The organism is Vibrio sp. Vb0937 (assembly GCF_033338855.1).
The window spans coordinates 18,944-32,121 of sequence record NZ_JAWOTK010000009.1 but is presented as its reverse complement, the minus strand read 5'-3'; the positions used below and the strand labels follow the sequence as shown (position 1 = coordinate 32,121).

Here is a 13,178-nt window from a genome sequence, read left to right as displayed (position 1 = left end):
CAAAATAATTTTATTTTTGTTTTCGCGCTTCAAAAAGCGGTTTGGTTGCATCATTCCCTCTATATAGCGCATAACACCTTTCGTTTGATGGATTAGGTCCTCCAAAAGCGATTATCACGGATGCCATCATTTGCCTTATCTTTCCATTCATCAAGTTAATAGAGAAAAACACCATGAACTCAATGCCACATGAACTTGTGTGGGGCGAAGTTTACTTCCCACCCTTGTTGCTGGTTATTGCATTGGCTTACATGCTCACCATTTTGGTCGGAACCGTTGCTACAAAACTGGGACTCCACAAATACGTTGCATTTCCTGCACTCGCAGAGCTAAGCCTAATTGTGATTTTTACTGGCGTTATTGGTCGATTCATTACGATATTTTGAGGCAAATTCCGTGATAAAACGTTATCTCATCACACTGCTACTACTGTGTTCCGCTGGCACCGTGATTTTCAGCTACTACCAATCATACTCTGACAACCCTTGGACTAGAGATGGCCAAGTTAGCGCGCACATCGTTTCTATAACCCCCCGCGTAACAGGACAAATCATCCAAGTCTACGTTGAAGACAATTCGCAAGTGAAACAAGGCGATTTGCTGTTTGAGATTGACCCAAGCATCTATAAAGCGGCGTACCACAAAGCGCTAGCAGCTCAAAAGCAAGCCATTGCATTACTAGCAAAGGCCAAAAATGAAGAGCAGCGAGCACTTAAGTTAGAAAAGCGCACACCTGGCGCTGTACCTGTACTGACATTGAATAACCTAGACAATGCGGTGGAGACAGCCGTTGCCAACGTAGAGCTCGCGAAAGCCAATGTTGAAGAAGCCAAGCTAAACCTTGATTACACAAAAGTTTATGCGCCAACGAATGGTTATATAACTAATTTGAACTTACGCGTCGGCTCTCAAGTCGTCGCTAACTCCCCAGTCGTGGCTTTGATTGATGAAGACAGCTTTTGGATCGAAGGATATTTCAAAGAAACGGATTTAGTTGGCGTTGATCCACAAGATAAAGCCTACGTGACCTTAATGATGCACAATGAAGCTGTGTTGGAAGGAAAAATCAAAAGCATTGGCTACGGCATTGCGAAACAAGATGGTAGTACTGGTAACGATCTTTTGCCCAATGTGAACCCTAACTTTCAGTGGATACGCTTAGCTCAACGCATTCCAATTAAAGTTAAATTAGATCACTTACCGAAAGATTTTCAACTACGTGTTGGTATGACGGCCTCTATCAAAATCATCAAACAATAATGCGGTGGAATGTATGTTTAATGCCTCAACCAAAGAAGCAATCAAAGCTGCGCTGTCTATCGTTATCGCGATCTGCCTTGCCTTATGGTTTCAATGGGAGAAACCGTATTGGGCAGCGATCGCAGTCGCGGTAATGGCATTAAATGAAAGCTTCGCTCACTCGATAAACAAAGGTCATAATCGCTTATTAGGAACCCTCCTTGGCATCGGTTATGCCTTTTTCCTCATCACGACGTTTTCTCAAGATCGCTTTTTGTTTCTCACCTTCTTCACCTTGTTTTTAGGTGCGTGCATTTTTATGTCGAGCGACGAAAAGTATGGTTATGTGTTCTCTATCGGTTTTGCTGTGTGCTCCATCATCGCATGTATGGGAGGATTTGATAGTCAAGCAACGTTCCACTTCGCTGTTCTTCGCATGCAAGAGACTATTCTTGGTGTGATCACGTTTTCTGTTGTGTACCGATTAGTTTGGCCAGTCAGTACAGAACAAAACTTCATTCAACGTTTTGAGGCCAGCAGAGAGGCGATGCTTAACGCTATGAAATCGCCCAATGATATAGATATTGAAGCTCTTGAGACCAACACCGCCAACATAGAAAAGTTATTCCAACTGGTCGGCTTACCACTTACTGGCAGCTACCACTTGAAAGAACATCGTCAGCTATGGCGTGCGCGTTTAAATGAGATGGCACAAATCCAAGACCGATTGCTAGAACAAGCAGATAAATCGCAAAGTCGTGAGATCGATTGGCCAACACTAACGCAGCAACTGCAAAGCTTTGATATTAAAAATCCAAGTACGTCGCTCATTGGTCACGTTGCTTATGTCATGCAAAGAGAGAAAAACACGGTTTGGCATCACGAGCATCGAACGTTTATCCAGCATTTGAATGAAGACGGCAGAAAGGTATTGCAAGGTGTCTCCATGTTCGTCACTTCTTTGTTGATCTGGATTTATCTGCCCGTACCCGGAGGTTTCATTTTTCCGATGCTAGCAGGCGTGTTCTCTTCAATCGTTCCTACTATGCCACCAAGCATTATTAAAGATGCATTTTTTGGTGTGATAGGCACTGGCACGGTGATTCTATTGCAATACATTTTCCTAATGCCAATGATGACCGAGCTTTGGCAGCTTGGGCTATTCTACTTCATCAACATCATCGTAATTTGGAAAGTCTTTTCCACACCAAAACTGATGGTACACAGAATTCTAGGTATTAACTTATTGGTTGTCTTGACATCAGGAGCGCTCAATTTAACCCCAGCGTATCGAATTGAAACGCCCTTGCTGATGCTGGTAAACATTATGATTATTTTGATGATTGCCAAGTTGTTTACTGATCTGTTTCGTGTTCGCGTTACGGTCTAAGCGTCACCTCCGTTCTTGAAACTAAAGCCCTGCATTGCTTCTGCTATGCGGGGCTGTTTGTTTGTGAGCTAGCCATTATTCTTTCGTAACCCATAAAGCGAGGATAGTATCCATCAAAAGCGATTAACGGTATTTCTCTTCACCTCATAAAATCCTCTCATTGATTCACGAAATGCAATCGAAAACCATGCATTCACAACGTCAATCACAGCAAACATATCTATCTAACTGAACAAGAAGTTCAGTGACACATTAACTGTCTGAGTCTCGAAGGTTTGAGACTATTCAGAGTGGAAACTGTCATGAGTTTTTTTGAATTACGCGCCGGCAAGACGTCTTCTCTTACTGTGCTCGCGAGCGCACTAATGCTTACTACCCCCACTTTTGGCTTCGCCGCTGAAGAGACGACGACCTACAACGAAGTAATCGAGCAAGGCCGAGCACTGTTCGACAAATATGGTATCAGTCATGATTTACCAAAACTGGCCATCAGCTCTCTAGTTCAAGGCGAGCATTTGGTCGAGCATGCCCACCGAAGTGTTAAAATCGGTGATAGCGTTCGCGATTCGTCCGTCTACTTGGTTAAGAACACCGATAACAAAGGCAACATTGATCTGCGTATCAAGTACAACCCTGAACAACTCGATGAAAATGAAAAAGTACTTGATGAGATCGAAGCTTTCACACGAACAGAATACCGCCTTCGAAACTACGCGGAGAGTTTTGATCCGTCATCAGTAAGAGCCAAAGAGGATCAGAATGGTAATGTGATCATCAGTTTTAATTACTCAAAATACGGTCTTCCTCAAGATATCGCCTACTTTCGCTTTTTAAGCGTTGATATTGAGTTGGTTAATGGTGAACCGAAACGTATGGTCATTACCAACGATAAACCGTTCACACATCACAACTACCAAGTGGATTCTTACGATCAAGAGATCCTCTTCCAGAAGTTAACATCAGGCAAAATTGCGATTGCCAGTAAAAACACCAAGATAGTTGGTTCAAAGAAAAATAAACCCCTCGAAATGATGAGCAGCGTAAAACCGGTAGCGATTTATGAAGATAAGCTTGGCGTGCAAGTACTAGACGAAAAACGCTTGAATGAGGTCTCTGATCCACGCATGCAAGAAGCCAGTGTTAAGCTAGACCGCGTTTTTCCTTTAATGGGTGATATGGTTCGTCGTCAAGGTATCGATTTGCCTCTGCCGTTTGGTGTATCGCTAGCGTATCGAAATCAAGATATGAATATTCCATTTAATGATTTCACGATTGAAGGCATCGGCCTTAATGAACTGTTTGATCCAGAAGACAGTGTCGGCATCGTGAGTGCTGAGAGCATGACGCTTCGTGGCGATGTAAACATCCTGCCATTTTGGAATGTATTTGGTTACATCGGAAAAGTTAATGTCGATGCCAATGTTGATGCCGCCTACACGGGTGAAGGTGGCCAGTACATAAAAGATAAGCTGAACGATAAACTGCCAGGATTAGGTGATAAGTTTTGCGATGGTTTATCTGCACTTTGTAGTCGCGGACGCTTAGACGTGCCGCTGCATTTGGAATATGACCTTCGTGGTATAGGTACAACCCTTTCGGTTGGCTATAAAGAGTTCTTTGCTTCTGTCACTGGTACCTATTCGCAAACTCGCTTAAAGGGCTTAGATGATTGGGGCGATGGTATTGTTACTGTACAGCCGATGTTGGGTTATCAACTTGTCGATTATCGCACGCAGTTCTTTGTCGGAGCAGAATATCAAGGACTGGACGCTCGAATGGACGGGCATGTAAAAAGCGGTGATATCGAATTCGATTACGACATTGGTGTAGATCTTAATCAATGGGCGTTTTTGACTGGTTTCAATAAGCAAATCGGCAAAAACTACAACCTGACCTTTCTCTATAACAAAGGGGAAACTCGAGAGTCAGTAACCTTAAATCTTGGTTACCGTTTCTAGCTCTCATAAAGAGCCGGCCCCTAGACGATGGTAGGACTGCATCCTACAAAGGCGATTACTGAAACTGTCGCCGATGTCCTACCATTTGAGCCATCAATACAACAAGCCATCCAACCATTCACGGATTAATGCCAAAGCGTCAGGACGTCGCTTGTTAGATGCCGTTTAACATTTTCGGTGTACGCACCAAATGACTTTTTGGACATAACAATGACTTTACTCAATCGCTCAACTTTAGCCATTACCATCACTCTTGCCTTAGCTGCTTGCAGTGATGACTCTGGTAAACCTAGCGTTCCTAACGGCCCGAAGCCACTACAACCCTTACCACCAGAGCATATCGCTTTGGAAATTGGCGATGCAACCATTCAAGCGACCAAAGAGTCCCTTGTCATCACGCCTCTTGATGCGGATGAAAAACTGGCAGCGGTAGAGGCGTTCAAAGGTATCCAATTTGCGCAAGCAGACCGCTTTCAGCACAGCATTGCGGTCCCACTTGAAGGCGATATTGATGCGACTCAGTTCGGTGATGCGTGCCCGCAGTTAAAAACCACGGCACAAACGCAATCAGAAGATTGTTTGAACCTAAACATTTGGCGACCAGCAGGGACAGAAGCGTACGCAGATTTGCCAGTGTATGTCTTTATTCACGGTGGAGACTTTGAATACGGCGCGGGCTCAGAACCGCTAATTCATGGTGATATGGTGGTTGCACAAGGTGCTGACGATGGTAACCCGTTTATTGCAGTTACTTTTAACTATCGTTTGGGCTTGTTGGGCAGTGTTTGGGTCGATGGTTTGGACAACCCAGAGGGCGGTAACTTTGGTCTAGGCGATCAAAAACACGCGCTTGAATGGGTTCAACAAAACATAGAGGCATTCGGCGGCAATCCGCAAAACGTGACACTCATGGGTCAAGGTGCAGGTGCCATGTCGGTGGGAATTTTACAGCAATCAAAAGGCGATGCTGCAATCGCAGGTGAGCACTTTCAACGTGCCATCATGCAAAGCAACCCTTACGGCTTTGAATATAAAAGTTACGATGTTGCCAAGAGCCAAAGACCAGAGCAAAGCGTTGAAGATCTTGCGTTACTACCACTTGAAGAGATCATGAAGGTACAAAGCGAGATGCTTGATCCTATTCAACGTCTTAAGAACTGGGTACTGACCGCCGCGAATATTCCGGTTATCAGTCCAACACGCGACAACAGCCCATTATCTACGTTGATGCCATTTGCGCCTTACATCGAGCATCGCCCACCAGCGTTTCTTGTGAAAGAAGTACCAGGCTATCACTTTACTGAGCAAGCCATTGAGAGTGAATGGATCGTACCGACGGTAATTGGCTCAAACAGTGCAGAAAGCAATACTCTGGGCATGCTGCCGAGCCTGACATTTTTGATCCCAACTATTATTGAAATCTTGAGCCAAGAAGCGCCAGAAATCATTGAAAGTGGTGACGAAAACTTAATCGTCGAATACATGGTGGAGTGGCTAGAATCGGAAACGAACTTAAACCGTTTACGCACCGAATATCGTTCATTACTCAACGATTCAGCTTCAATTGAACTCGATCTTTCTGACTTATTGGAACTGCTACCTAGCACCGCTTATGAGGCGATGACTAAGTTGTTCTTCGGTTTGGGGAACTCCGATTCAACCACGGAGTTACTTGCTCTGGCTGACTTCTTCCCTAACCATGAAAGCGAACTGAATGGCGCGTCCAAAAACATGCAGCAATTCAAAACCACGTTGCATGATTTGCTCTTCACGGGTCCAAACCGTCATAAAGTTTCAACTGAAGAAGCAACAGGAGCAACGCCAAGCTTCTACTACTTTGACTACAAACCTGGATTCAACGTATGGACTTACAACACCAAAGGTGAAAATGGCGATCTCGACGTTGGCGATTTACTCAAAAGCATCAGTTGTATTGTGGGCGCTTGCAATGCATCGGAATTACCATTTGTGTTTAATAAAGCATTAAAACTCGATGGTTCAAGTGTTCGTCCAGGTAGCAAAGACAAAGCAATGATGAACGAACTCTCTCGTATGTGGTTTAGCGAACGTTTATTTGAGGACTTCCAATACAGCAGTGCGACTGACCGAGTATTGCTGATCGATAACGATGGCGGCATTCAATCCACGCAAGACTGGGACAATGCTCATCACTCAGGCATCGATCCAAAACTGCGCCAAGGTCGCCTCAACGGTCTCGAGGAGCTTGGGCTGATTCTGAGTCACATGTAACGTCATCTTCAGTCACTAAAAACTCGTTACCGAATACCTAAAAGCCAGTTCACTGGCTTTTTTCATCCTTATTCCTTGAACATAATTAGGAAGGTTTACTCATGTTTCCTAACGCCCTCCGTGCTCTGCTACTCTTTATCTTCAGTGCACTATTAGTTGGCTGTGCTCAGCCCTACCCTCAAGTTGAACCGGATTTTGAAGCCAATTGGCAAACTACTCAGCATCAAGCCAAAGTTTACTTAATTCCTACCGCTCCGGAAGCCTTTGCGCGTCGCGTTGAGCTGGTAAGAAATGCTCAGCAAAGCATCGATATGACTTACTTTTCTTGGGAGAGTGACACGCTTGGTTTGATGCTACTCAATGAACTCAAACAAGCAGCAGATCGTGGCGTGCAAGTTCGACTCACTCTCGATGATTTATTGGTGTTTAACGAGAAATGGCTTGCTGATCTCAGTGCTCACGACAACATTCAAATCCGTCTATTCAATCCGTTTGATTCACGTAAGTCAGGTTGGATTGGTCGCGCTGTCAACTTCTCTACTCATCAACAACGTTTGGACAATCGTCTGCACGAGAAGTACTTCAACGTCGACCATCAATGGATGATTCTAGGTGGACGTAACATTGGCGACGACTATTTTGGTTACAGCCGTAAAGCCAACTTCTTTGATATGGATGTCTTGTTCAAAGGCAGCATTATTCGAGCATTCGACCAAAACTACCAACAGCTTTGGGACAGCGAGCATGTCACGCCAATAGAAAACATCGTTAACGTTACCCCAAACTATTCCGCGTTTACTAAAGCGCTTAATAAAGGTGAGAAAGACAAAAGCATCATTCTGGCTGAAGTTGAAAAACAGGTTAAACACCTGACCAGTCCCGACTTCATCGCTGCGCAAGTCACCCCCTTTTTCGACTCATTAAACAAGTTAGAAAACAACAAACCCTACTTTAGAAAACGTACAGAACACCAAGTTTGGCAACAAATAACCTCTGCATCCAAAGCAGTGATATCAACGCCTTATGTGGTACCAAGTGATGGTGAATTTGCCTTTATTGATACCTTGATGGAGCAAAAAGCGGACATCACGTTAATGACGAACTCGTCTGCCTCTAATGATTCTGGCTTTATTCCGGCTTATTACGAGGAGCACCGCCAAACCTTGTTGGATAAGGGCGTTCATATACTTGAGTACAAAAACCAAGCGAAAAATGATGACCATTACTTCCATGCGGATACTTATTATCACAATAAGACGGTGATACTCGATGATCGGCTGACTTATATCGGCTCATCAAACTTCGACCCAAGATCGGATTTCCTCAATGTGGAATTTGGTGTGTTGGTCCAAAGCGAAGCCTTTGCAGAACATGTCATGCACTACTTAACTCGACAACAAGATGAACTGTTTTGGCGAGTATCTCGAGATGGACAAGGCCAAACTCAGTGGCAATCAATGAATGAGATCCATACTAAGAATCCAAACTATGGTGGATGGCATAAGGCGCCTAACTGGATATTCAAGAAACTGAATGGTGAGTTCGAACTCTAAACAATCAAGACTTAAAAAGGCTCTCTATCTGCAAGGATGAGAGCCTTTTTAATGCCCGCTAAAACTGCGTGCCTAGCGAAAAGTGAACGCGGAATTGGTCTCCTTGAGGAGCATCTAAACCGTAAGCAAAATCCACTTTGACGGGCACGTATTTTGAGCTCCATATCAAACTCAACCCTGTACCGCTTTTCCAATCCACCCTATCGTTGAAGGCATCACCGACATCATAAAATGCCCCAAGCCACAATTGGCGGTAGACCTGATATTGATATTCCAGCCCAGCAGTAAACATGTAACGAGCACCGGTTAAATCGCCATTTTCATCTCTCGGAGAGATAGACTCATAACCATAACCACGAAGATTGCCATCACCTCCCGCAAAGAAACGTAATGATGATGGAATATCGCTCAAAGTGTCAGCGACATTAATGCCAACATTAGAACGAAAGTGAAACTTGTGTTTTTCACTAATGTCCCAAGACAGAACACTATTGCCCTCAATACGTAGCAAACGAGAATCCGAGAAAAAATTGGGGTCTGAGTATTCCAATGAGTAGACGTGACGGTGCTTTACTTCTAATTGATCGTTCTTACGATCAAGCAGTGAAAATGTCACCCCCGGTAATAACAACTGTGATTCGTTATTCTCCGACGCTTGTCGATAACTCTCTTGCAAATAACGAACGTGCATGGTGCTTTGCCAATCACTGTCTAACTGCCAGTGTTTTTCAAACGATAAATCATTAGAAAAACTCGATGTGTCTCGATAGTCGACATGCTTAGATTCAAACTGAATCCCGTAGTAATCCGTTAGAACATTTTGTGTGGGAATTTTGTAACCAAGTAATAGCGATTGTTCCGGTTTGGAAGCGTACGCTTGTGCCTCAAAACTGTGTCCACGTGCGTTATACCAAGGCTTGCTCCAATTCAGCGAAGCGCGTAACCCCAAGTCTGTCGAATACCCACCGCCGACTTGCACAATATTGCGTGAATTCGGCTCTGCTAGCACTTCTATCGGCACCTTATGACCATCGGATACCTCCTCGAAATCCGCTTTCACAATCACACTGCGAAACCAATCAGTACTGGAGAGATCGGCCTGATATTGACTCAATTTCAAAGTGTCAAAATCGTCGCCCCACTCAAATGTTCTCATCGCTTCTATTCGAGCCGTTTCGATACCCGACGTAAGGACAGAGAGCTCTCCAAATTGGTAACGAGAACCACTAGAGAAATGCAGATTCACATGAGCTTGATTCAAACTTGGAATGACTTCCAAAGACGATTCGATAAAACGTCCATCTAAGTAACCTTTTTGCTGAGCCAATGAAATCAAGTTTCGTTTTAGCGTGTCGTACTCAGAATGAAGCAACGGCTGCCCTTGTTTAAGTTGAGCTTGATTAATTAGTTCGATGAAATCTTGATCGTTACTGGCCTCTCCCGACACAGCAATATTAGATTTTTTGACCAACATAACCTCCCCCGCGTCAACCTCAAGCGTGATGAGATCATTCTCTGATCTCCGAACATTGAGCTCGGAATGATAGTAGCCATAAGGGTTTAACGCATTATTAACCATCTGCGTTAGTCGATTTGAGGTAATGTTTGAAACAGAGAGTTTCGTTAGTGGTGTAAGGTGACTTTCAAGATTTTTCTCTAATATTGGTGTTAGCCCTTTGATTTTAAATTGCGCTCCGAGTGCATGATGTAAAGGCATAGAAGCTAAAACTGATATACCTATTATTTGTTTAATGAGAGGAGACACACCGCTACCTAGTTTAGCAATACACTCGACAAGGTTAATGATGGAATGGCATATCTGTTAATCGCGTTTGTAGGATTGCTCCCTACGAAATCCTCTCGAAAATTCACGTTTCACAAGTAGATTCTTTGAACAATAAGTGGGCTCAAGCTAGGAGGTGGCAAATCATGCGGTCTGAAATAGGTATACTGTTTGCCAAAAATACAAAACCCAACGCTGAATGGATCTCATCAAGCGTTGGGTTACATTGATAATGTGTTTTTTAATCTAAAAAGCGGTCTGTTTGTAAAACTAGATCGAAGAACAGTTTCCTTTTTCTGCCATGTCGACTTTTAGTACTTCTGCTTTACCTTTGCTTTCGTCTACGAGTTCTACGCCCGCACCACCAACAAATACACCCATTTTAATGTATTGATTAACGAAATAATTACGGCCCTCTTCCGTTAAGATAGTTAAGTGATTTTCAGAAAACTCAGACTCTGTACTTACTTGATGTTCTTTATTGCCTTCGACCTCATGGTAGAAGAATACACCAGGAGCGGTTTCACCAATACATTCCCCATCGACGTAAACATACTTTTTAAGCGCTGCTCCGACAAAAGCATCTTCTCGGTAAATGTAAATCCCTGCGTTCCCCTTTTGAGGTGCTTCAAATGATTTCATTTGATTTGATACTGTCGAATCAACAGTAGGAACAGAAGCACAACCTGACAAACCCAAAAGGAATGCGGAACACAGAATTACTTTATTTTTCATGTTATTAACCTAGCTACGATAAAATCGCGCCAACCATACTATAAATAAATACGTTCACTTATTGGTATTTTTGAAATTTGTGATTCAACCTATGCAATAGCACTCATTTAGCGTATAGATTGAGCAAACATTAGCCATATAATAATCACGAGAATAAAATGCCCTGTATCTAACGATCACTAAATGCCACTTTACTCGCTAGACTGATAAGTAGAATACCTGAAACACCTTCAAGAGTTCTTGAATAACGCTGAGAGTGTGGACGACTAAATACCCAATTACCCACAGATGCGTACAAAACGTTACATGTCGTCGCAAGTACGCTGAACAGCAAGCCAAGTACTAATAATTGCATTGATGTTGAGCTTGCAGACGTATCAATAAATTGAGGCAGAAACGAGAGAAAGAATAGCGCTACTTTTGGATTCAAGACGCTGACGATAACCCCCTGAACAAACACATTTTTATTATTATCAACATTTTTGTTTTCAACGATTTTACTTTCTCCACGCCACATAGACAGTAATGACTGAACACCTAAATAAACTAGGTAAGCGGCCCCTAACCATTTAACAACGCTAAAAGCCAAAGATGAACTCAGAATTATTGCTGACAAACCTAAACATGCCGCTAGTGTATGAAAAAAGTAACCAATACCAAGCCCCAGAGCCGCTTTCAGCCCAGCAGATAATTTACCTTTCATTGTATTGGAAACAATATAAATTACATCAGGTCCAGGAATCATGTTGATAGCGAGACAAGCGACAACAAATAATAATAGTGAGTTTGAATCCATTCTTTTCTCCAAATTAACGTCTTGCGGGATAACATTTCATCGAACTACAAGTAATGCAACGTCCAGGTTTCAATTGGTTATATTTAGTATTAACAACACGTTACTAATACTACAGCACTGCGCGAAGAGCACAATCATGAACAGTGATACGAATTAAATTATGGGCCTTTGTTAGCCCTTTGAATGATAATATTTAGCATCGTTTGGTTGTAAGCTTTTTCTAGCCAGCAGCTCTTATGGAAGTTAACAAATCGGCTACTTAGTATACTTAATAGACCGTCAAATCAGATAGATTATCTATTCTTATTTCTTCAAGCCTTTTGTGCTTCATTTTCCTGCCTCACTAAGCAGCAACTTAATACTTGCCGCACCAAAAAATAACGCGAACACGCCTTCAAAAACTGCTTTGGATCTGAGATAGGTTTGCCTGACCTTTTTATACGCGAAAAGAAAAGCATAGCCAAAGAAAACCAAAGCACTAACCAGCCCTACAACAAAAATGACCGACAACAATTCCAACGGACTGGCCGTAGGAGGAACCCCTATCGAATAAAGCGCACCGAAAAACAGAATAGCCTTTGGGTTAGTTAAGTGAATTAACACTCCGGTTAAGTAGTTACCCTTCTTTGTCGTTACGTATGTTTTGGGTAACTTTAGCTGCTCGATGTTGCAGGCAGAATGTACGGACTTTAAAGCCAAATATAAAAGATAAAATGCCCCACAATATCTAAGAATTTCAAAAAGCCAAACATTGCTATAGAGTATGGTTGCGAGACCAAAAGCGGCTGAGGTTGACCAAAATAAAGACCCCGTTAAAACACCTGCAGCCAAATACCCACCAAAGCGCCGACCGTGGTTCATTGACGTGCCTGCTATCGCAAGAGTTGCAGGTCCGGGGCTAGCGATGGCAGCGATAGCTGATACGACAATCAGTGAATAATTTATCTCTTCCATTTTTACTCTAAGCCTCCAAATGGAGTTTTATCAACACTTATCGCGGAATACTCTATTGAACGTACATCAGAAGCGTAATACTGATTAAAACACCAAGTGTCACGAATCGAGTTGAGATTCTTTGGTATTTTACTGCTCCAAAATAACATCAAATCCGCCATAAATGAGACGCTTTCCATCAAAGGGCATTGGGTTATTATCTGGACTCATTCGAGGATCACCCATAATCCGCAGCCACCCTGAGTCTCGAACTTCTTTTGAAGGCCAGACTACCCACGAAAACACAACGGTTTCGTTGCTTTCAGCGTTAACTGCCATGGGAAATGATGTGATCTCACCATCTGGTACTTCACTCCCCCACGTCTCAACAACCTTTAAGGCCCCAAACTCCCTGAACATTTCTGCTGCTATTTTTGCGTGTGCGATATACTTTTCTTTATTCGCTGTCGGTACTGCAGCGACAAAACCATCAATGTATGACATAAGTAAACTCCTTTCATTGGAGTTATAACCATAGCTC

11 protein-coding genes are annotated in these 13,178 nt (G+C 43.1%); 6 read left to right on the top strand and 5 right to left on the bottom strand.

All coding sequences use genetic code 11. From position 1 onward, the window contains the following. The first annotated feature begins 173 nt into the window (after positions 1 to 173). The 6 genes from R7P67_RS13570 (at position 174) to R7P67_RS13545 (ending at position 8,390) form a co-directional block, all read left to right on the top strand. Positions 174 to 386, top strand: coding sequence for a DUF1656 domain-containing protein (locus tag R7P67_RS13570; protein ID WP_005377106.1), 213 nt, complete (start codon positions 174 to 176; stop codon positions 384 to 386). A gap of 10 nt (positions 387 to 396) precedes the next feature. Next, on the top strand, positions 397 to 1,260 hold the full coding sequence (locus tag R7P67_RS13565; protein ID WP_005377105.1) for an HlyD family secretion protein: 864 nt from the start codon (positions 397 to 399) through the stop codon (positions 1,258 to 1,260). A gap of 13 nt (positions 1,261 to 1,273) precedes the next feature. Then, positions 1,274 to 2,629 (top strand): FUSC family protein, encoded by a 1,356-nt coding sequence (locus R7P67_RS13560; RefSeq protein ID WP_054579570.1) that lies wholly within the window; start codon positions 1,274 to 1,276, stop codon positions 2,627 to 2,629. A 302-nt stretch (positions 2,630 to 2,931) separates the two neighbouring features. After that, positions 2,932 to 4,587 carry a hypothetical protein gene (locus tag R7P67_RS13555; RefSeq protein ID WP_017821369.1) on the top strand — a complete coding sequence of 552 codons (1,656 nt, stop codon included), beginning with the start codon at positions 2,932 to 2,934 and terminating at the stop codon, positions 4,585 to 4,587. A gap of 210 nt (positions 4,588 to 4,797) precedes the next feature. Continuing rightward, positions 4,798 to 6,837 carry a carboxylesterase family protein gene (locus R7P67_RS13550; protein WP_262653899.1) on the top strand — a complete coding sequence of 680 codons (2,040 nt, stop codon included), beginning with the start codon at positions 4,798 to 4,800 and terminating at the stop codon, positions 6,835 to 6,837. 101 nt (positions 6,838 to 6,938) lie between these two features. After that, positions 6,939 to 8,390 carry a phospholipase D family protein gene (locus tag R7P67_RS13545; protein ID WP_318086001.1) on the top strand — a complete coding sequence of 484 codons (1,452 nt, stop codon included), beginning with the start codon at positions 6,939 to 6,941 and terminating at the stop codon, positions 8,388 to 8,390. Between the two features lie 58 nt (positions 8,391 to 8,448). On the opposite strand, the gene R7P67_RS13540 is transcribed toward R7P67_RS13545, so the two are convergent. From R7P67_RS13540 to R7P67_RS13520, 5 genes are all read right to left on the bottom strand, one after another. Then, positions 8,449 to 10,107: an autotransporter assembly complex protein TamA gene (locus R7P67_RS13540; protein ID WP_246543053.1), complete on the bottom strand. Its 1,659-nt coding sequence runs from the start codon at positions 10,105 to 10,107 to the stop codon at positions 8,449 to 8,451. 336 nt (positions 10,108 to 10,443) lie between these two features. Continuing rightward, on the bottom strand, positions 10,444 to 10,908 hold the full coding sequence (locus R7P67_RS13535) for a DUF2846 domain-containing protein (RefSeq protein WP_005377099.1): 465 nt from the start codon (positions 10,906 to 10,908) through the stop codon (positions 10,444 to 10,446). A gap of 169 nt (positions 10,909 to 11,077) precedes the next feature. Then, a complete protein-coding gene (locus tag R7P67_RS13530; RefSeq protein WP_033907480.1) occupies positions 11,078 to 11,704 on the bottom strand; it encodes a LysE family translocator in 627 nt (208 codons plus the stop codon). 327 nt (positions 11,705 to 12,031) lie between these two features. Next, on the bottom strand, positions 12,032 to 12,658 hold the full coding sequence (locus R7P67_RS13525) for a LysE family translocator (protein ID WP_151514847.1): 627 nt from the start codon (positions 12,656 to 12,658) through the stop codon (positions 12,032 to 12,034). Positions 12,659 to 12,787: 129 nt separating this feature from the next. Then, positions 12,788 to 13,141, bottom strand: coding sequence for a DUF1428 domain-containing protein (locus R7P67_RS13520; protein WP_005387184.1), 354 nt, complete (start codon positions 13,139 to 13,141; stop codon positions 12,788 to 12,790). Between the last annotated feature and the right edge of the window lie 37 nt (positions 13,142 to 13,178).